The 18,565-nt window shown below is 64.0% G+C and carries 19 protein-coding genes; 7 read left to right on the forward strand and 12 right to left on the reverse strand.

The features are described 5' to 3' along the window. Positions 1-8 precede the first annotated feature (8 nt). From ACZ1JX_RS09055 to ACZ1JX_RS09075, 5 genes are all read right to left on the reverse strand, one after another. Positions 9-1,451 (reverse strand): methyl-accepting chemotaxis protein, encoded by a 1,443-nt coding sequence (locus tag ACZ1JX_RS09055; protein ID WP_465123235.1) that lies wholly within the window; start codon positions 1,449-1,451, stop codon positions 9-11. Between the two features lie 187 nt (positions 1,452-1,638). Then, complete coding sequence (gene dnaN, locus ACZ1JX_RS09060) at positions 1,639-2,766, reverse strand: DNA polymerase III subunit beta (RefSeq protein WP_465123236.1); 1,128 nt, start codon at positions 2,764-2,766, stop codon at positions 1,639-1,641. Between the two features lie 205 nt (positions 2,767-2,971). Then, on the reverse strand, positions 2,972-3,736 hold the full coding sequence (fabG, locus tag ACZ1JX_RS09065; protein ID WP_465123237.1) for a 3-oxoacyl-[acyl-carrier-protein] reductase: 765 nt from the start codon (positions 3,734-3,736) through the stop codon (positions 2,972-2,974). A 4-nt stretch (positions 3,737-3,740) separates the two neighbouring features. After that, complete coding sequence (gene fabD / locus ACZ1JX_RS09070) at positions 3,741-4,676, reverse strand: ACP S-malonyltransferase (RefSeq protein ID WP_465123238.1); 936 nt, start codon at positions 4,674-4,676, stop codon at positions 3,741-3,743. 60 nt (positions 4,677-4,736) lie between these two features. After that, a complete protein-coding gene (locus ACZ1JX_RS09075) occupies positions 4,737-5,558 on the reverse strand; it encodes an LD-carboxypeptidase (RefSeq protein ID WP_465123239.1) in 822 nt (273 codons plus the stop codon). A gap of 86 nt (positions 5,559-5,644) precedes the next feature. Here ACZ1JX_RS09075 and ACZ1JX_RS09080 point away from each other — a divergent pair, with 86 nt between their 5' ends. Beyond that, positions 5,645-7,087 (forward strand): glutamate ligase domain-containing protein, encoded by a 1,443-nt coding sequence (locus ACZ1JX_RS09080; RefSeq protein WP_465123240.1) that lies wholly within the window; start codon positions 5,645-5,647, stop codon positions 7,085-7,087. Positions 7,088-7,150: 63 nt separating this feature from the next. Here ACZ1JX_RS09080 and ACZ1JX_RS09085 read toward each other — a convergent pair whose 3' ends face one another. After that, a complete protein-coding gene (locus ACZ1JX_RS09085; protein ID WP_465123241.1) occupies positions 7,151-7,684 on the reverse strand; it encodes an N-acetyltransferase family protein in 534 nt (177 codons plus the stop codon). Positions 7,685-7,901: 217 nt separating this feature from the next. Here ACZ1JX_RS09085 and ACZ1JX_RS09090 point away from each other — a divergent pair, with 217 nt between their 5' ends. Continuing rightward, a complete protein-coding gene (locus tag ACZ1JX_RS09090) occupies positions 7,902-8,270 on the forward strand; it encodes a PilZ domain-containing protein (RefSeq protein WP_465123242.1) in 369 nt (122 codons plus the stop codon). A 10-nt stretch (positions 8,271-8,280) separates the two neighbouring features. Here the strand turns inward: ACZ1JX_RS09090 and ACZ1JX_RS09095 are convergent, their stop codons facing one another. Both ACZ1JX_RS09095 and ACZ1JX_RS09100 read right to left on the reverse strand, forming a co-directional pair. Then, entirely contained in the window at positions 8,281-9,222 is a 942-nt protein-coding gene (locus ACZ1JX_RS09095) for a DUF808 domain-containing protein (protein WP_465123244.1), read from the reverse strand. An 85-nt stretch (positions 9,223-9,307) separates the two neighbouring features. Further along, positions 9,308-11,350, reverse strand: coding sequence for an EAL domain-containing protein (locus ACZ1JX_RS09100; protein WP_465123245.1), 2,043 nt, complete (start codon positions 11,348-11,350; stop codon positions 9,308-9,310). Positions 11,351-11,632: 282 nt separating this feature from the next. Between ACZ1JX_RS09100 and ACZ1JX_RS09105 the strand changes: the two genes are divergently transcribed. Next, complete coding sequence (locus ACZ1JX_RS09105) at positions 11,633-12,790, forward strand: acyltransferase family protein (protein ID WP_465123246.1); 1,158 nt, start codon at positions 11,633-11,635, stop codon at positions 12,788-12,790. On the opposite strand, the gene ACZ1JX_RS09110 is transcribed toward ACZ1JX_RS09105, so the two are convergent. Continuing rightward, complete coding sequence (locus tag ACZ1JX_RS09110; RefSeq protein WP_465123247.1) at positions 12,762-13,184, reverse strand: hypothetical protein; 423 nt, start codon at positions 13,182-13,184, stop codon at positions 12,762-12,764. The two genes, ACZ1JX_RS09105 and ACZ1JX_RS09110, sit on opposite strands and share 29 nt — an antisense overlap. 21 nt (positions 13,185-13,205) lie before the next feature. Further along, positions 13,206-13,982 carry an enoyl-CoA hydratase gene (locus tag ACZ1JX_RS09115; protein ID WP_465123248.1) on the reverse strand — a complete coding sequence of 259 codons (777 nt, stop codon included), beginning with the start codon at positions 13,980-13,982 and terminating at the stop codon, positions 13,206-13,208. A gap of 209 nt (positions 13,983-14,191) precedes the next feature. On the opposite strand from ACZ1JX_RS09115, the gene rpsF reads away from it, so the two are divergent. From rpsF to ACZ1JX_RS09135, 4 genes are all read left to right on the forward strand, one after another. Then, positions 14,192-14,554: a 30S ribosomal protein S6 gene (rpsF, locus tag ACZ1JX_RS09120; RefSeq protein ID WP_144906398.1), complete on the forward strand. Its 363-nt coding sequence runs from the start codon at positions 14,192-14,194 to the stop codon at positions 14,552-14,554. A gap of 3 nt (positions 14,555-14,557) precedes the next feature. Next, positions 14,558-14,782 carry a 30S ribosomal protein S18 gene (gene rpsR, locus ACZ1JX_RS09125; RefSeq protein ID WP_011445073.1) on the forward strand — a complete coding sequence of 75 codons (225 nt, stop codon included), beginning with the start codon at positions 14,558-14,560 and terminating at the stop codon, positions 14,780-14,782. Between the two features lie 12 nt (positions 14,783-14,794). Further along, the gene (gene rplI, locus ACZ1JX_RS09130) at positions 14,795-15,391 is read left to right on the forward strand and encodes a 50S ribosomal protein L9 (protein ID WP_465123249.1); all 597 of its coding nucleotides are present in this window, start codon (positions 14,795-14,797) and stop codon (positions 15,389-15,391) included. A 147-nt stretch (positions 15,392-15,538) separates the two neighbouring features. Beyond that, positions 15,539-16,975 (forward strand): AMP nucleosidase, encoded by a 1,437-nt coding sequence (locus ACZ1JX_RS09135; protein ID WP_465123250.1) that lies wholly within the window; start codon positions 15,539-15,541, stop codon positions 16,973-16,975. Positions 16,976-17,232: 257 nt separating this feature from the next. On the opposite strand, the gene ACZ1JX_RS09140 is transcribed toward ACZ1JX_RS09135, so the two are convergent. Next, the gene (locus ACZ1JX_RS09140; protein ID WP_465123251.1) at positions 17,233-17,709 is read right to left on the reverse strand and encodes a YbjN domain-containing protein; all 477 of its coding nucleotides are present in this window, start codon (positions 17,707-17,709) and stop codon (positions 17,233-17,235) included. A 98-nt stretch (positions 17,710-17,807) separates the two neighbouring features. Next, positions 17,808-18,563 (reverse strand): alpha/beta fold hydrolase, encoded by a 756-nt coding sequence (locus tag ACZ1JX_RS09145; RefSeq protein WP_465123252.1) that lies wholly within the window; start codon positions 18,561-18,563, stop codon positions 17,808-17,810. Positions 18,564-18,565: the final 2 nt, after the last annotated feature.

The following is an 18,565-nucleotide window of genomic DNA, read 5'->3' on the forward strand; positions in this document are numbered from 1 at the left end:
CGGCCACCTCAGGCGGCGTGACGCAGGCCGGGTGGACCGGCCTCGGCGCCGCCTTCGAGCCGGAAGCGGTCAACCAGCGAAGCGAGGCGCGTGGCCTCTCCGGCGAGGCTGCGAGCAGCCGCTGTCGCCTCTTCGACCATGGCGGCATTCTGCTGGGTCATCGTGTCCATCTCGCGCACGGTCTCGCGAACCTGGCCGATGCTGCCCGCCTGCTCCTGCGCCATTGCGGCAATGCTGCTGGCCAGTCTGGCGACGTGACCGACCTGCTCGACGATCAGGGCAAATGTCTCGCCGGTCTGGCCGACGAGGCTCACACCGCGTTCGACCTGGGTCGAACTGGCCGTGATCAGATGCTTGATATCGCGCGCTGCATCCGCCGTGCGCTGGGCAAGCGCGCGGACTTCGGTCGCCACGACGGCGAAACCACGCCCGGCATCCCCGGCACGCGCGGCCTCGACCCCGGCATTCAGCGCCAGCAAGTTCGTCTGGAAGGCGATCCCGTCGATCACCGAGATGATCTTGCCGATCTCCTGCGCGGAGTTGTGGATGTCATTCATGGCCTGAACCGCCTCACTGACGACGGCCCCGCCCTTGAGCGCTTCACCATGCGCCTGCTGCACGGAATCATGCATGTGAGACGCATCGTCAGCGGTCGTCTTGACCGTGGCGGCGAGCGTCGTCATCGCGGCGGACGCCTCTTCGAGGCTTGCAGCCTGCTGCTCGGTCCGTCGAGCGAGATCGTCGGAGGCCTGCCTGATCTCGCGTGCTCCAACGCCCACTGCGCTCGAAGTATCGGCCACATCTCCAAGCGCGCCCGAGACCTGTCGGCGCATATCGTCGAGATGACGTTGCAGTTCCGCGAAGGCATTGGGGAGATCAGGAGCATGCGTTGCGAAATCGCCCTCTGCCATGCCTTGCAGTGCAGAGCTGACCTCATCGATCACAGCCACGCGTGCCGCTTCCTCGGCGCGAAAGTAGGACGAGATAGCAACCTCCATGTCGAGCAGTGCCATCTTCACCATCGAAGCGACTTCCGCTCCGGCATTGCGGCGCCGCAGGAAGCTGCCCGACCCGGAGAGCATCTTGTCGATGATGCGCTCCAGCACGCTGGCGTAGGCACCGATGTACCATCCAGGTTCAAGGCCGATGCGAGCGTGGACGTTGCCGACGCGTTCGGCGCTGTCGAAATAGCTGCGATCGAGCTTTCCGCCGAACATGCCCGCCCAGTGCTCGATCTGCTTGTCGCGCGCATGGCGCATCATCTGACGCGAGCCGAAGAACCTTGCCGTTTCGGGAGTTGCGGCAATCTGGTCGTAGAGCTGATCCAGTGCGGCGGGCGCATGCTGTGCCATTGTCCGACCCAGCGAACCAAAGCGCGCAATGTCTGCACTGCCAATATTGAAGAAGGCCAGCTTCTTCGAGATTTCCTGATCGGTGAAATTCTTCGCCATACGCGTTGCTCCTCGTCCGGAAACAATCGCGCTTGGCAGTGAAGATCAGCGAAAGGGCTATCGGCGTGGCAATACTGTGCAGGTTGTTGCCACCCGTTAATCTTTGCCCCCTGGTGACCCGAGCCGCAGGACCCTGAAATTACAACAATCTCTGTCAACCTGCCCTTTAGGACATGTCTGGCAGAGATCAGACTCGCATCGGCATAAGTACGTAGAGTGCCGGCGACTTCTCGTCCCGACGGATCAGCGTGGGCGCGCCAGCATCGGCAAGATGCAGTTCCACCGTGTCGCCATCGATCTGGCTGAGGATGTCCTTGAGATAGTTGGCATTGAAGCCGATTTCGAACCCGGCGGACGTGTAGTTCGCGGGCAGTTCTTCGGCGGCGGTGCCATTGTCGGGGCTGGTCACGGACAGCGTCACGCGATCGGTTTCGAGCGCCATCTTGACCGCGCGGGTCTTTTCGGTGGCAATGGTCGCCACGCGATCGACGCCCTCGAAGAACGAACGCGGATCGAGCTTGAGCAGCTTGTCGTTGCCGGTGGGAATGACGCGGCTGTAATCGGGGAACGTGCCGTCGATCAGCTTGCTGGTCAGCACGACGCCGTTTTCGCCGCCAAGGGTAAAGCGGACCTTGCTGGCCGAAAGATCGATCAGCACAGCCGAATCCAGCACTTCTTCGAGCAGCTTGCGCAGCTCGCCCACGCATTTGCGCGGGACGATCACGTCGGGCATGCCTTCCGCACCTTCGGGGCGGGCGATGGTGAAGCGGGCGAGGCGATGGCCGTCCGTCGCTGCAGCCTTGAGCACCGGCTGGGCATCGTCCGAAACGTGGAGGAAGATGCCGTTGAGGTAATAGCGCGTCTCTTCGGTGGAGATCGCAAAGCGCGTGCGGTCAATCAGTTCGGCCAGCGTTCGCGCCGGAATCTCGAAGCTGGTCGGCAGGTCACCCTCGACGATCACCGGGAAATCATCGCGCGGCAGGGTAGGCAGTTGGAAGCGGCTGCGCCCGGCCTTGACGATCATGCGGTTGTCGGACGTTTCGAGGCTGACCTGCGATCCGTCCTGCAGCTTGCGGGCGATGTCGAACAGGAGGTGCGCCGAGACGGTGATCGCCCCTGCCGATTCCACCGAGACGGCGGCCATCGTTTCCACGATCTGCAGATCAAGGTCGGTCGCCATCAGGCGGACCGTGCCATCGGGCGCAGCCTCGATCAGCACGTTCGACAGGATCGGAATCGTGTTGCGGCGTTCGACCACCGACTGGACGTGGGACAGGCAGCGCAGGAGCGTCGCGCGTTCGATCGTCGCCTTCATTCTCGTCTCGATCCCCCCGGGGAGTGGGCCGATAGCCTGCCCCCGTGAATATGGCTGAACCGGGGAATCACGCTCCCCGGCGTATGGTTCGAACTATCTGTCTTAACGCAGAGGCGAGGCTCGGCAAGCACCGGCCCCGCCCTTGCGCCCTAAGTTGGGGATAAAACCGCCTGATTCAGCCCATAACGGCGAATTACGAGATCCCCTAGGACATCATCGCCATGCCGCCGTTGACGTGCAGAGTCTGGCCGGTGACGTAGCCGGCTTCCTTCGAGGCGAGATAGGCAACAGCCGCGCCGATGTCCGAGCCCTCGCCCATGCGGCCCATCGGGATGCGGGCATTGAGCGCGTCCTTCTGGCCATCGGGCAGGACGTCGGTCATCGCGGTGCGGATGAAGCCGGGGGCGACACAGTTGACCGTCACGCCGCGGCTGGCGAGTTCCTGCCCCAGCGACTTCGACATGCCAACGAGGCCCGCCTTGGCTGCGGCATAATTGACCTGCCCCGGATTGCCGGTCGCGCCGACGACGCTGGTGATGGTGACGATCCGGCCGAAACGGGCCTTCATCATCGGCTTGGTGGCGGCGCGCATCAGGCGAAACGCAGCTTCGAGGTTCACGCGGATGACCGCGTCCCACTCCTCGTCCTTCATCCGCATGGCAAGATTGTCGCGCGTGATGCCGGCGTTGTTGACGAGGATGTCGAGCTTGCCGAGCGTATCCATGGCAGCGGGCACGAGATGCTCGACCTGCTCGGTGTTCGACAGGTCGCAGGTGATCTCGACGTGATCGTGACCGTATGTGTCGTTCAGCTCCTCGCGGAAGGCGCGCAGTTTGGCCGGGTTGGTGCCGGACAAGGCAATGCGTGCCCCCTGCTTGGCGAGCGCGTGACAGATCGAAGACCCGATGCCACCGGCTGCGCCGGTCACAAGGGCAGTCATGCCGGTCAGGTCAAAAAGGCGGTTTTCCATGGGCTCACAGCTCCTTGAGGATGGCTTCGATGTCGGCCATGCCGATCACGCTGGTGACGGAGACGTCGGCGACCGAGCGGTTGATCATGGGGCCGAGGACCTTGCCGCCGAGTTCGATGAACTGTTCGACGCCCGCATCCTTCATTGCAATGGCGCTTTCACGCCAGCGGACGCGGCCCGTGACCTGTTCGACGAGGAGACGCTTCACTTCGGCAGGGTCTGTCACGACCGATGCGGTGACGTTGGCGAAGAGGGCCACGCGCAGCGCAGCGGGCGGCGTCTTTTCGAAGGCTTCGGCCATCGCATCGGCAGCGGGCTGCATCAGCGGGCAATGGAACGGGGCCGAGACGGGCAGCAGCACGCCGCGCTTGATGCCGTGGTCCTTGACCAGCGCGACCGCGCGCTCGATCGCGGCCTTGTGGCCCGACAGCACGACTTGCGTCGGGTCATTGTCATTGGCTACCGTGCAGACTTCGCCTTCGGCTGCGGCTTCGGCCAGAGCGGTGGCCTTCTCGATGTCGGCACCGAGCAGCGCACACATTGCGCCTTGCCCGACCGGCACGGCAGCCTGCATCGACTGGCCGCGCAGCTTGAGCAGACGAGCGGTGTCGGAAAGGCTGAAGGCGCCAGCGGCGCAGAGTGCGGTGTATTCGCCGAGGCTGTGGCCGGCGACGAAATCGGCCTTCTCGGCAAGGGTGATGCCGCCTTCCCGCTCGAGCACGCGCAGCACGGCGATGGCATTGGCCATGATCGCGGGCTGGGCATTTTCAGTAAGGGTGAGAACGTCTTCGGGGCCTTCCTTCATGATCTGGAAGAGCTTCTGGCCGAGAGCGTCATCCACTTCCTCGAACACCTCGCGCGCGGCGGCGCTCGCCTCGGCTAGTTCGAGGCCCATGCCGACTTTCTGGCTGCCCTGCCCCGGGAAAACGAATGCTCGCATCGAACTCTCCTGTTTCGCGCCCTGATACATTGGTCGCGCGCCCTATTGCCGCCGCCCGTTTCAGGCAAGCCCGAAGGGGACGATCCTGTTGTCTATGTCGTGACCGATGTCGGCTGAACCGAGGAACGGAATGCCTGTCCGGGCACACCAGTGACGGGCCATTTCCTCCACTTCGCAGCCGAAGGGCCGGTCGTTCTCGGGCACCTGGCTGACGCGACCGAGGCGCAGGCCTGCAATGCCGGTGGAAGCAAGGTTATTGGTCACGTGGAACAGCAGGCGGTCCACCGCATAGTGGTATTCGGCCACTTCCTCGACCATCACGACATGGCCGGAAAGGTCGGGCATGAACGGTGTCCCGCAGAGCATGGCCAGCGTCATCAGGTTGAAGGCAACGGCAGGTCTGCCATCAGCAAGTGACGGCTCGAGCCCGTCACGCGATCCGGACAGCCAGCCGAGCGTTCGGCGCACCGCTGCCTCTCCGCCCTCGCGGCGCAAATCCACCGGCATGGGGGCATGGACAGAACGACCGATGCGCGCGCGGTACAGCGCGGCAAGCAGCGTGCCGCCATCGGAATAGCCAAGATATTGCTTGTCGTAGGCCGCGGCTTCGAGCAGCGGGAGCGCGTCCATCGCGATGCGGTTAGCACCATATCCGCCGCGAACGAACCATACGGCATCGAAAGCCGGGTCGTTGGCGCATTCGACAAAGGCCGAGAGACGCCGGGCATCCGGTCCGGCGAAATGGCCCTCGCTGGCAAAGCACTGGTCGTCGAAGACAAGTTCGAGCGACGGAAACTCTTCTTGCGCAAGGGCAGAAACACGGGCCGCATCATCGCGGGTGAACGGCGTCGAAGGGGCGCAGATGGCGATGCGTCGGGTCACGCCCCATCCCTAGCCGGTTTCGTCCATGCGGTAAAAGCGGCAATCGGGTGGTTGTCACCGGCGGCGCGGGCGCATACCGGATAGTCATGACCGACGCCGTGCCCCCAGCCCCCTCTCTCACGCCGAGCGATCTTGCCGATCGCGACTGGTTTTTCTGTGGCATCGGTGGATCGGGGATGCTGCCGCTGGCGCTGATCCTGCGCGGCATGGGCGCCAGGGTTGCCGGGTCCGACCGCAGCCGCGATCAGGGGCGGACGCCGGAGAAGTTCGCCTGGCTCGAAAGCCTAGGGTTTGCACTGTCTCCGCAGGACGGATCGGGGATCACTTCAGCCGAACAGATTCTTGTCGCCTCGGCGGCAGTGGAAGACACCGTGCCCGAAGTGGTCCGCGCAAAGGCGCTGGGCTGCACACGGATGAGCCGCGCGCAGCTGCTCTCGGCCCTGTTCAACGCCGCGCCGCAGGGCATTGCGGTGGGGGGCACGAGCGGCAAGTCCACGGTCACGGGCATGATCGGCTGTATCCTCAGCGGCGCGGGCCGCGATCCGACGATCATGAACGGCGCGGTGATGAAGAACTTCGTCTCGCCCGATGCCCCGTTTGCTTCTGCCCGGGTCGGGCAAGGCGAGGCATTTGTTTCGGAAGTGGACGAAAGCGACGGCTCTATCGCGCTCTATGACCCCGAAGTCGCCGTGCTCAACAATGTAAGTCTCGATCACAAGAGTCTCGAAGAACTGCGCGCGTTGTTTGGGGATTTCGTCGCGCGGGCAAAGGTCGCGGTGATCAATGCCGACGATGCCGAGAGCATGGGCCTGATCGGGCGTGCGAGCCGTGTAGTGACATTCGGCTTTGGTACCGAAGCGCAGATCTCGGTCGAAGAAGGCAGCGTAAGCGAAGGCCCGACAAGCATTTCTGCGCGAGTAATCGACCGGCGCGACGGTTCGGTGCATGCGCTCGCACTACAGGTGCCGGGGCGGCATAACCTTGCCAATGCGCTGGCGGCGATAGCGGCAGCAACAGCCGCCGGTATCCCGATGAACGAGGCCGTGGCGCAGCTTGCCGGATTTGCAGGCCTTGCCCGCCGGTTCGACATTGTCGGCACGTCAGCTTCAGGCGTGACGGTGATCGACGATTTCGGGCATAATCCCGAGAAGGTCGCGGCGACCCTCGCCACGCTCAAAGCCCATCCGGGGCGCGTGATCGCATTCTTCCAGCCGCACGGTTACGGCCCCTTGCGGCAGATGGGGCACGAACTGGCCGAAGTTCTGGCCACGCGGCTTTCGCCCGATGACATCACGATCCTGTGCGATCCGGTCTATTTCGGCGGCACGGTCGACCGCTCGGTCGGTTCCGAGCGGATCGTGGCGATGATCCGCGAGCATGGCGGACTTGCCGAACATGTCCCGTCGCGCGCCGATTGTGCCGACAGGATCGTCGAACTCGCCCGCCCCGGCGACCGGATCGTGGTGATGGGCGCACGAGACGACACGCTCGCCAGATTCGCACGCGAGATACTGGACCGATTGTCCTGACCTGCACGGCGGACAAGGTTTGAGCCCCGTCCGCCGGTTGACGCGAACACGCCCCGATGGCGCTCAGTCGAAGCGCTTTTCCAGCAGGACCAGATGAGGATCGCCCTCGATGCCGTGGGGCACGAAGCCTCGCTCACGTTCCAGTTCGATTGCCGCGTGGTTGTCACGGTCCTCGATCGAGATCACACTTTTGAGGCCGCGCTTGCGCGCTTCCTCGCCGAGCATATCCAGTATCGCCCAGCCAATGCCCCGGCCGCGATAATCACCATCGATCGAAACGGCGATCTCGCCAGTCTCCATCCTCGCATCGCAAGCAAGCATGGCCGAAGCGACCAGTGCGCCGGTCTCATGTTCGAACACCAGGAAGCTTTCGGTACGCCAGTGATCGCAGTGGGTCAGCGGTGCGAGTTGATCATGCCCGACATGTCGCGCAGCCGAGAGAAAGCGGAACCGGCGATCATCGTCCCTGACCCGCTCGAAGAACGCTTCGAGTGCGGGTTCATCTTCGGCGAAGGCAGACCGCACATCGAGTTTGGTGCCGTCACGGGTCTCATAGATACGATGCGGCGCAAGGTCCGCGAGCGTGGCACAGGTCATTGGTCGGTCTCCTCCGAGATGCTTGAAGTCGACCGACCTGTTACCACCGGCCGCAACTCCGGACTTGATCCAGCGCAACCGCCTTCGGCTATGCGCTTGCAAAGAACGCCGCCCCGCTTGCGAGGGACGCGCGAAGCATGAAAAAGCACCTGCCCCTGAAAGTTGGCGAAATCCGGTCGTTCTTACGCATGTGGTTAACGCATCAGGAGGACTTGCCATGTGGCTCGAAAATCATGCGGACGAACACGATGCCAAGCGCCGCGCGCCGCGCGTCGGAATCGAGCTTCCCGTGCGCTGCAAGCGTGGTGCAACACGGTCAACGGTCATGCTTAAGGATCTCAATCCTTACGGCGCACGGATCGAGGGACTCGAGAAAATGCGGGTCGACGAGCCGATCTACCTGATGCTCCCGGGCCTGCAGCCCAAGCTCGCCTTCGTGGTGTGGAGCCGCGACCGGGTTTCGGGTCTCGAGTTCGAGCATCGCCTGCATGACGATGTATTCGAAACGCTCGTCAGCGAGTTCGCGATCCGGCACTATCGCGAGGGCAACGCGCCCAAGCTGGCGCCCGTCCGCCACGCCGCCTGATGCGGCAGGATCAGTGCTTGCCCCGCGCCTTGCCGATCATGTGGACGACAAATGCAACGATGCTGCCTAGCACCAGCCCGACGAGCGCTGACGACACGGCGTAAGTCAGCCAGCCGAGCACGCCGCCGAGCGCTCCTGTAGCATGTTCAACCGCGTGCTGGGCGGCATGGGCAACTCCGGCAGGGCCGGACACGCCGAGAACTTCCAGGCCGTGCAGTATGATGCCGCCTCCAACCCAGAGCATCGCTGCGGTGCCGACCGTTGCGAGCAGCGACAACAGCACCGGCATGGCGCGCAGGAGGAATGCACCCGTGCTGCGGGCGAGAGCGGATGGCTTCCTTGCCAGATGCAGGCCGATGTCATCCATCTTCACGATCAGGCCGACCGCGCCATAGACAGCCACGGTAATCGCGATACCGACGACCGCGAGGATCAGCGCCTGCTGGACAATGCCTTCGCTGGCCACTTCAGCCAGCGCGATCGCCATGATCTCGGCCGAGAGAATGAGGTCGGTCCGCACCGCACCGGAAACGCGCTCGTTCTCGAACGTCGTGGCATCGGTAGGGTGGTCTTCCAACGTCTGCCCATGCCTTTCGCCACCGAGCTTCTCGATCACCTTCTCGGCGCCTTCGAAGCACAGGAACAAACCGCCCGCCATGAGCAGCGGCGTGATCGCACTGGGCAGGAACGCGCTAAGCAGGAGCGCGGCCGGAAGCAGGATGACCAGCTTGTTGAACAGGCTGCCCCGGGCAATGCGGGCGATCACCGGAAGTTCGCGGTCCGGCGTGAACTCCGTGACGTAGGACGGGGTCACCGCCGCATCGTCGATGACCACGCCTGCAGCCTTGGTCCCCGCCTTGGCAGCGGCGGCGCTCACATCGTCAAGCGAAGCAGCGGCAGCACGGGCAATGACGGAAACGTCGTCGAGCAGGGCGACTAGGCCGGAGGGCATGAGCGGGAAACGTCCTTGAGAAATGCGATCGCGGCGCAGATGTGCGGTAACGACCGACGGAGCGCAAGGGTCCCGAAGCGGCTTTTTACGTCCTGTCGCGCGATCCCGGCACTGCAACCTGAATGAAACGGGGCTTGCCCTTGGGTTCGGCAGCCGCCGAAGCTGCAGCCAGCGTCGAGGGCGGGACGCGGTGCCGGGTGCAGAGGCCTCCTGCCCCATCGCTGGTCAGAGACTGCTCGAATTCGACGCCGATGACCGCCTCTTCCGATCGCACGACCATTGACACGACAAGTTGACCGCCGCCCAGATCGACCACCAGACTCGTGCCGACCGGAACCCCCAGCAGGCCATCGATACGCGCACCGGTCCGTGAAAGATCGCGCATGACTGCTTCGTAACGATGGTCTTCGTGGATAACGGTGACCCGGCGGAACACCGAGCGCCGCTCGGGGCGATGGCGTTTCGGTCCGCTGGGTTCCAGCTTGAGATCGCCGCTCGCAAGCTTCGTCTCGACCTCAGCCAGTGGCATGGCGCGGGCAAAGAGGTGCCCCTGCACGAGCTTCGCGCCGCGCTTCTTCACGACGTCCAGCTGGTCGAAGGCCTCGACGCCCTCGACCGTGGTCTCCATGCCGAGCGCATCGGCAAGCCCGAGAATGGCGGAGATGATCTTGGCGCTGTTGTTGTCTTTCGCCGCGCAGGTCTCGACGAAGCTGCGATCGATCTTGAGCTTGTCGAACGGGGCCGAGCGCAAGTAGCTGAGCGACGAATAGCCGGTACCGAAATCGTCCAGTGCCAGGCGAACCCCAAGGCCCTTGAGCGCCGCAAACGTCTCGTCCACCGCCTCGCTTTCGCGCATGAACACGGTTTCGGTCAGCTCCAGTTCCAGCCGTTCCGGATCGAGCCCACTGACGGCGAGTGCCGAGGCAACCGACCCGACAAAGCCTGGCACTGCGAACTGCACCGCCGAGACGTTGACCGCCAGCCGCACGTTGTCGGGCCACTTCGCCGCATCCTCGCACGCCTTGCGCAAGGCCCATTCGCCCAGCGGCACGATCAGGTTGCTTTCCTCGGCAATCGGAATGAACAGCGAGGGCGGAATTGGCCCCCGCTCGGGATGATTCCAGCGCAAAAGCGCCTCGAAGCCGACGACGTAGCTGTCGGCAATCCGGACCACGGGCTGGTAATGGAGTTCGAGTTCGTCGCGGGTCAACGCTTCGCGCAAGTCCTGATTGAGCACGGTGCGCTCCTGCGCCTCGTCCTTCAGGTCTGCCGAGAAGAAGCGGAACTGGCCACGCCCGCCGTTCTTTGCCGCGTAGAGCGCTAGGTCGGCCGAGGCGACGAGCGCTTCGCGATCTTCGCCATCGTGCGGGGATACCGCGATGCCGACGGACGTCCCGATCACCGCGCGCTTTCCGCCAATGGCATAAGGCTGCGACACCATCTGGATGATCTTGGCGGCAAGCTCTCCCAGCCGTCCGCGATCGTCGAGATCGGGAAGGATTACCTGGAATTCATCCCCGCCAAGGCGTCCGATGTCGCCCCGCTCGCCGATCACCTTGCGCAGGCGCTCGGCCACCTGCCGCAGGAGTTCGTCGCCGGCGGGGTGGCCCATCGTGTCATTGACGTGCTTGAACTTGTCGAGATCGAGCATGAGCAGGCCGCAGCAGCGCCCCGCCGGGCGGAACGCGGCAAGCACGGCGTCAAGCCTGCGGGTCATACGATGGCGGTTGTACAGGCCGGTCAGCGAATCGTATTCGGCGGCGCGCTCGTCATCGCGCTTGCGGGTGTATTCGCGGGTAACGTTGCGCGCGAACCCGGTGTAGCCGACGAAGCTGCCGTCCTCCGACAGGCGGGGTTGTCCGGAAAGGGACCACCACCTCCCATCCTCCTTGTCGACCGCAAGGCGGACGATGAGGTCGGCGATCCGGCTGCGCGCGGAAAGCTGGAAGCCAAGCGTTCGGGCCGACTGTTCCTGCGCCGCATCGCTGTCGGTTTCGACAAGCGTGGTGAAAGGACGGCCAATCAAAGCCGATGCGCCGGAAAGGGCCGCCGGAGAGATATAGCTCAATCGCCCTTCAGCGTCGGTCGCCCAAAGCCAGCCGAGGCCTGAGCGTTCGAACTCGCTCATGACGGAGAGGCGAAACGCAGGATCGAGATCGGCCGCTTCAGATCGGACGGACGCAGGTTCGGAAGCGTGGCTATTGTCCACGCTGCCCTGCCTAACCAGACTTCTGAAGATTCCTCTTACCGCCATTGTATTCCGGCATTTGCCTTGCAATTTGCACCATGTGCAGCGTGCCCGCATAAACGAAGCCGGTTACTTTCGGCCTAACGCCCGGGACCACCCCAGCCTCGTCTCTGTGAAAACACCATCTCGCGCGCGCGCCACAATGTCGCTAGAGCGCCGGCGATGACGCCGCCCGCCAAACGCCTGCACCACCTCGACGCGGCCCGCGCGCTGTTGCTGTTGCTGGGCCTGCCGTTCCACGTGGCGACCAAGGCGATCTTCGAAAGCGATCCTGCGGCGACCGACTTCCAGCAATCTCTGCTGATCGGTGGATGGGCCTCGATCACCCACGTCTTCCGCATGTTCGCCTTCTTCATGCTGGCCGGATACTTCGCGGGCATGATCCGCGAGCGCAAGGGTACCAAGGCCTGGATTGTCGAGCGGACGCGCCGTCTTGGCCTGCCGTTCCTTGCCAGCCTGCTCACGCTGGGCGCCTTGCAATACCAACTGCAGGACAGCCTGCTGGGCAAGACATCGCCGACCTTCCTAGGCCTGCCGCTCGCACTCGACCACCTCTGGTTCCTCGTCGTGCTGCTAGGGTTCTGCCTGACTTACGCCGCCGTGCCGATGCGCTGGCTGCAACCGGGCGAGCGGATGCAGCGGGCAATGCTGCTGTCAGGTCCAGGGGCTCTGGTCCTGCTCGGCCTGCTCGGCGCCTGGGGACTGGTGCGCTATGCCAGCGAGCAAGTCCCGCCAATTCCGAACGCGCCAAGCGAGACGCTGCTGTGGCAGCAATTCGTGTTCCATGCTGCGGGCTTCGCTCTTGGCATAGTGGCTTGGCATGGCCGCATTGGCGAAAGCCTGTTTGCACTGCGCAGCCGGTGGATCGTTCCGGGCATCGTCCTGCTGCTGGTGCCCTATATCCCGCTCGATCCGCTGATCCGTCCGGCGCTCGGCAAGGATATCTATCCCGATCTTGCAGGCACGCTGGTGCTGCGCGCACTCGAACTGCCGCTGGCCTACCTCATGTCGCTGGCGCTGTTCCGGCTTCTGGCGTGGAGCATACGCGGGCCGAGCCGCGTGGTGACGTTCTTCGTCGACGGCGCACTGGCGATCTACCTGTTCCATCTCGTCTGGGCGATGATGCTACTGCCGCACGCCCGCAGCCTGCCGCTTCCACCGGAAGGGCAATGGCTGCTCGGCGCCTCGGCCGTACTGCTCATGGCCGTGGCGAGCTATCTGGCCGTGCGTTCGACCAATCTCACGTCGATCCTGTTCTGCGGATCACCGCGCACTGTTGAAGAGCAGCGCTTCAGTCCCGCTGCGCCAACACGCCCCTGATTATCAGCGCGAAGGCGCCCACCATCGCAAAGGAAAGCGCGAACAGCAGGCCTCCGACAAGCCATTCCTGCCAGTCGGCCCCAGTGTGTCCTGCAGCGGTGAGCGGCATGGTCAGGCTGCCGACGCCCCAGATCGCGGCAAGAAGCGTCGCGAACCAGTTGGCCGTGGTGCCGAAGAGCAGCAGGCCCCAGACCCACCGCTCCGCGCTGGCACCCAGCTGGACATGCCGCCATGCCGCTCCGAGCGCGATCAACAGGATGCCGTTCATCAGGCCTTCGAGATGCGCGACCAGACCCATGCGTGGATTGGCCAGGGCTCCCGAAACGAAACCGGTCAGCATTCCCGCCATGAGCAACAGGGCTCCAAGAGCCACGAGCCTGCGTTCCATCGTCATTGCCCCTCTCCCTTGCTTTCCTTATCCTTGCGACCGCCCCCGCTCGATCACGGCCAGACGGCGCGCTTCGACGTCGGCGGCGTCGACCTTGCCGTTCATCGCCGTCGAAACCCGCGCTTCCAGCGCCAGCGCCTCGCCAAAGGGAAGCGCATAGCCATCGTCGATCAGCTGCTTGTAGGCGCTTGTCATGCGCGGCTCGATGCTTGCCATGTCCTGCGCCAGCGCAATCGCAGCAGGAAGCAGGTCGGCCGGTGCCACGACGCGATTGACCAGCCCCCACGCCAGCGCCTGCCCGGCGTCGATGAAGTTGCCGGTGAGCGAGAGCTCCTTCGCCCGCGAGATTCCGATCATCCGCGAGAGCTTCTGCGACAGCCCCCAGCCCGGCATGATCCCGACCCGCGCATGGGTATCGGCAAAGCGCGCGTTTTCGGAAGCGATCAGCACATCGCAGGCGAGTGCCAGCTCGAAGCCGCCGGTTATGGCCACGCCGTTGATCGCGCCGACCACTGGCTTGCGGCACTGCTCCACCGCCTTGACCGGATTGCGCGTTGCCTCAGCAGCGTTGGCATCGCCGAGATTGGAGGTGTCTGCGCCAAGCTCCTTGAGATCGAGTCCGGCGGTGAAGGCCCGCTCACCCGCGCCGGTCAGAACCACAGCGCGCACGCCCTCATCGGCATCAACCTCGCGCATGACCCGCGCCAGTTCAGCCCGCAGCGCAGACGACAGCGCGTTCATCGCTTCCGGACGATTGAGCGTGACCACGGCAACCGCGCCATCGCGTTCGATCTTCACAAGCATCGAAATCTCCCTTAAGGGGACGATTAAACGCACTACACGGAGGCTTGGCAAGAGCCCGGACGACAAGATCGCGCTTGCTTTCCGTGCCAGAATCGCTAAGCGCCGCCCCTTCACCGGCATCTGGCCAGTGAAATGCAAGAAAGCCGGAGGGGCCCCGCAATCCCGCGGATCAGCCAGCGATCGGTTAGAGAGATAAGGAAGCACAAAGCATGCCGCTTTACGAGCATGTCTTTTTGGCTCGCCAGGATCTGAGCCAGGCTCAGGTTGACGCGCTTGCCGCCGCCGCCACCGAAATCGTCGAGAGCAACAACGGCAAGGTCACCAAGACCGAGACCTGGGGCCTCCGTTCGCTGGCCTACAAGATCCAGAAGAACCGCAAGGCACACTTCGTCCTGCTGAACATCGAAGCTCCCGGCGCCACCATCGCCGAGCTCGAGCGCCAGACGCAGATCAACGAAGACGTGATCCGCTACATGACCGTCCGCGTTGACGAGCATGAAGGTGGTCCGTCGGTGATGATGCGCAAGAACGACCGCGAGCGCAGCCGCCGCCGCGAACGCGAAGGGGAATAAGACATGGCTCGTCCGTTTTTCCGTCGCCGCAAGAGCTGCCCGTTCTCGGGCAAGAACGCGCCGAAGATCGACTACAAGGATGTGCGCCTGCTTCAGGGCTTCATGTCCGAGCGTGGCAAGATCGTCCCGTCGCGCATCACCGCCGTTTCGGCGAAGAAGCAGCGTGAGCTGAGCCAGGCGATCAAGCGCGCCCGGCACATCGGCCTCCTGCCCTACATCGTCAAGTAAGGAGCGCTACCCATGCAGATCATCCTGCTCGAGCGCATCGAGAAGCTGGGTTCGATCGGTGACGAAGTCACCGTGAAGGACGGCTACGCACGCAACTTCCTTCTTCCCAACAAGAAGGCCCTGCGCGCCAACGAAGCCAACCGCAAGGTCTTCGAAGCCAACCGCGCCCGCATCGAAGCCGAAAACGCCGCCCGCCGTGAAGACGCCAAGGTCGAATCGGCCAACGTCGAAGGCAAGGAAGTCGTGCTCATCCGCGCCTCGTCGAACGCCGGCCAGCTCTACGGCTCGGTCTCGGTCCGCGACATCTCCGACGCACTGGCTGAACAGGGCGCCAAGGTGACCAAGTCGATGGTCGTGCTGGAGCGCCCGATCAAGACGCTGGGCGTGTACACCGTCAAGGTCGCACTGCACCCGGAAGTCTCTGTCAACGTCAAGGTCAACGTCGCCCGTTCGGCCGACGAAGCCGCTCTGCAGTCGCAGGGCGTCAACGTCATCGACGCGATGTTCGACACCGAAGTCGGCGGCTTCACCGAAGCCTACGACCCGAACGCGGAACCCGGTGAAATCCCGGCCGAGCTGCTGGAAGGCAGCGAGGAAGCAGAAGCCTGAGGCTTCGCTACCGCTGCGGCAAACTGAATTGGGGGCGTCCTTCGGGGCGCCCCTTTTTCGTTGGGGCGACTTGGTTGGTGCAGCGGCAAACGCCCTTTTTCGCCGCGCTTCTTTGCAGCGCAACAAAGCCGCGCTACATCCTGTCCGATGGCTACAACCGAAACGATCCTCGCCGAACTTTCCCGCCTTTACGACAGCGCCGTTGCCCAGCTTCGCGAAGACATCGCAGCCTATGCCAACACCGGCGCCACCCCTTCGATCAACAAGCGCCACGATGGCAGCTACTGCTATCCCGAGCTGCGCATCAGGCTGGAAAACGATCCGGACAACGAATCCACAGGGCGCGCCTTCGGGCGGCTGACGCAGCGTGGCGACTATGCCTGCACGGTCACCCGCCCCACCCTGTTTGCCGATTACCTGGCCGAACAGATCGAGCTGATCCGCTCATCCTACAACGTGCGCATCGAAGTCGGTCGGTCACGTCAGGAAATCCCCTTCCCCTACGTGCTCGACGGAGCCTATGGCGCACAGATCGGCAGGGTCAGCCCGCCGGAACTGGCCAAGCATTTCCCGGCCACCGACCTTGCCCATATCGGCGACGAGATTGCCGATGGAGAATACAACGTCGGTGACGGTCCGATGCCGCTCTCACTGTTCGATGGCTTGCGCACCGATTTCAGCCTCGCCCGCCTCGCGCACTATACCGGCACGCAGATCGAAGACTTCCAGCGCTACATCCTGTTCACCAACTATCATCGCTATGTCGACGAATTCGTCGACTGGGCGGGCCAGCAGATCGATGGCGAGAGCTACATCGCGCTCACCGGCGCAGGTGGCCTGAGCCTCGACGCACGGACGGACAATGCTCGCGGGCGCCTGTCCGACACCGCATGGCGGCGGCACCAGATGCCCGCCTACCACCTCGTCGCGCCGGACAAGTCAGGCATCACGCTGGTCAACATCGGCGTCGGCCCGTCCAATGCCAAGACGATCTGCGACCACCTCGCTGTGCTCCGCCCCGAGGCCTGGCTGATGATCGGCCACTGCGGCGGCCTGCGACCCACGCAGAAGATCGGCGACTACGTGCTCGCCCACGCCTATCTGCGCGACGATCACGTGCTCGATCCGGTGCTGCCACCGGAAATCCCCATTCCCGCCATCGCCGAAGTTCAGGTCGCGCTGCAGAGGGCGGCCGAACTCGTCTCGGGCGAAGGCGGCACAGATCTCAAGAAGCGCATGCGCACCGGCACCATCGTCACCACCGATGATCGCAACTGGGAACTGCGCTACAGCCACTCCGCCCGCCGCCTGTCGCTCAGCCGCGCGGTCGGCATCGATATGGAAAGCGCGACGATCGCCGCCCAGGGCTATCGCTTCCGCGTGCCCTACGGAACGCTGCTGTGCGTCTCGGACAAGCCCCTGCATGGCGAGATCAAGCTGCCGGGGCAGGCCAACCGCTTCTACGAGGAAGCCATCGCCGCACACCTCGCCATCGGCACCACCGCCTGCGACCTACTGCGCCGCGAAGGCCCCCGCCTCCACAGCCGCAAGCTGCGCGCGTTCAACGAACCGCCGTTCCGTTGAGGCAATGGGTGGTCTGTTTCTGAAACGTCATGGGCCCCGGCCTTCGCCGGGGTGACGGTGGTGAGATATGGTTAGTTTTCTCGTCACCCCGGCGAAGGCCGGGGCCCATAACCTCTGCCGTGGCACCCGAACCCAGCCGCGCAGAACGACTTAACCAGCCCAACACCTAAAAAGAAAAGGCAACCCGGAGCAGCTAGCCCTGCTCGCGGATTGCCCAGGTTGCGTCCCTGCGCCCGGGGTGGCCGGGGCGGGCTCCGTTACTTGAAAACTTCGGTGCCGAGCGTGTCCATGGCACTGCGGAACATGTCGACCGCATTGGAGAAGACCTCGAAGTCGATGCCCTTTCCGGTCACCACATCCCATGTCATCATCACGCCATCTTCCTTGCCCAGCGATACCGAGGCGAAGCGGGTGTTGCGGTTGAAGCGCACCGCATCTTCTGCGGTGAACTTCTTCTCCGGCGTGAAATTGGCAACGAACTGCAGCGACTGGCAGCTGTCGTGGGTCTTCTCGTTGCATTCGTAGAACAGCAGGGCCGCCTGCCAGCCGCCGATCTCGGTATTGATCAGGGGATCGCCGTTTGCGTCCTTGGCAAGTTCTGCGGTGTAACCGAGGTTCTTGAGCGCTTCGGCAACGCTGTCCGGCTTTACGGCGGACACGGTCGTCGCAGCATTGGCAGCTGCGGGAACCAGAACGCCTGCCAGCATCGCGGCAAGCAGCTTCCTTGAAATCATTGCATCCTCAATCCCGAGAGAGCTCTTGTCGGCCCGTTCGTTATGGAGGGAAGCTGCCACCAATGCCTGAGGTCGGCAAGGGGGTCTTGCAGCCTTTTTCAGTCGCGCAGGAAAGCGACCAGTTCGCGCCCCATTTCGGGCCGCGTCACGCAGCTCATGTGCGTGCCGGGGATGAAGGTCAGCACGGCATCGGCCAGCACTTGCGCCAGCCTTTCGGCAGAGCCGTTGTCGTTGTCCTGATCGCCGCACAGCACCTGCGTCGGCATGGTGATCGCGGCAAGCTCGGCCGGATCGGTATCGGCCATCGTCCCCAGAAGCAGGCGCGCCGCCACGCGATCGACGCCCATGGTCTTGAGGAACTGTTGCGAGAAATAGGCGGGGTCGTCGCGCTTGATCGTGCCGAACCGGTCGATCACGTCGAGGAAGAAATCCTGCCGCCGCGCCCATCCGGCAAGACCCTCGAGCCCCATGCCCGAAAGCACCAGCCTGCGCGGTCGCATCCCGGCAATTACAGCTCGCGCCGAGGTGCGCGAACCGAGCGAGAAGCCGACGAGGTCAAAGTCCGTGAGGCCAAGATGCGCAACCAACGCTTCCAGATCGCGCACGAGCACGTCCTGCGGATAAGCGTCGGGATCGTGTGGCGCGGCGCTCTGCCCATGCACCCGCAAGTCCGGCATCAAGCATTCGAACCCGGCCTCTGCCAGTTGCGCTGCCGTTCCGAACTTGATCCAGTTGACCTCAGCCGAGGAAAACAGCCCATGCAGCAGCACCACCGGCCTTCCCTGCCCCATCCGGTGCAGCGCCAGCGGCGCGCTGCCGTGGCCGGGGAAGGACTCGGTGGTGACTGCCGTCATGG

The sequence above is a fragment of the Novosphingobium sp. BL-A-41-Hi4A-0G genome (assembly GCF_055521735.1).

Coding starts and splice junctions, on each gene's coding strand:
- ACZ1JX_RS09100 (WP_465123245.1), bottom strand. CDS start 11,350: ATGAGCGAGTTCGAACGCTCAGGCCTCGGCTGGCTTTGGGCGACCGAC.
- ACZ1JX_RS09095 (WP_465123244.1), bottom strand. CDS start 9,222: ATGCCCTCCGGCCTAGTCGCCCTGCTCGACGACGTTTCCGTCATTGCC.
- ACZ1JX_RS09140 (WP_465123251.1), bottom strand. CDS start 17,709: ATGATTTCAAGGAAGCTGCTTGCCGCGATGCTGGCAGGCGTTCTGGTT.
- ACZ1JX_RS09090 (WP_465123242.1), top strand. CDS start 7,902: ATGTGGCTCGAAAATCATGCGGACGAACACGATGCCAAGCGCCGCGCG.
- rpsR (WP_011445073.1), top strand. CDS start 14,558: ATGGCTCGTCCGTTTTTCCGTCGCCGCAAGAGCTGCCCGTTCTCGGGC.
- ACZ1JX_RS09055 (WP_465123235.1), bottom strand. CDS start 1,451: ATGGCGAAGAATTTCACCGATCAGGAAATCTCGAAGAAGCTGGCCTTC.
- rpsF (WP_144906398.1), top strand. CDS start 14,192: ATGCCGCTTTACGAGCATGTCTTTTTGGCTCGCCAGGATCTGAGCCAG.
- ACZ1JX_RS09135 (WP_465123250.1), top strand. CDS start 15,539: ATGGCTACAACCGAAACGATCCTCGCCGAACTTTCCCGCCTTTACGAC.
- ACZ1JX_RS09105 (WP_465123246.1), top strand. CDS start 11,633: ATGACGCCGCCCGCCAAACGCCTGCACCACCTCGACGCGGCCCGCGCG.
- ACZ1JX_RS09115 (WP_465123248.1), bottom strand. CDS start 13,982: ATGCTTGTGAAGATCGAACGCGATGGCGCGGTTGCCGTGGTCACGCTC.
- ACZ1JX_RS09145 (WP_465123252.1), bottom strand. CDS start 18,563: ATGACGGCAGTCACCACCGAGTCCTTCCCCGGCCACGGCAGCGCGCCG.
- ACZ1JX_RS09080 (WP_465123240.1), top strand. CDS start 5,645: ATGACCGACGCCGTGCCCCCAGCCCCCTCTCTCACGCCGAGCGATCTT.
- fabD (WP_465123238.1), bottom strand. CDS start 4,676: ATGCGAGCATTCGTTTTCCCGGGGCAGGGCAGCCAGAAAGTCGGCATG.
- ACZ1JX_RS09085 (WP_465123241.1), bottom strand. CDS start 7,684: ATGACCTGTGCCACGCTCGCGGACCTTGCGCCGCATCGTATCTATGAG.
- ACZ1JX_RS09110 (WP_465123247.1), bottom strand. CDS start 13,184: ATGACGATGGAACGCAGGCTCGTGGCTCTTGGAGCCCTGTTGCTCATG.
- rplI (WP_465123249.1), top strand. CDS start 14,795: ATGCAGATCATCCTGCTCGAGCGCATCGAGAAGCTGGGTTCGATCGGT.
- fabG (WP_465123237.1), bottom strand. CDS start 3,736: ATGGAAAACCGCCTTTTTGACCTGACCGGCATGACTGCCCTTGTGACC.
- dnaN (WP_465123236.1), bottom strand. CDS start 2,766: ATGAAGGCGACGATCGAACGCGCGACGCTCCTGCGCTGCCTGTCCCAC.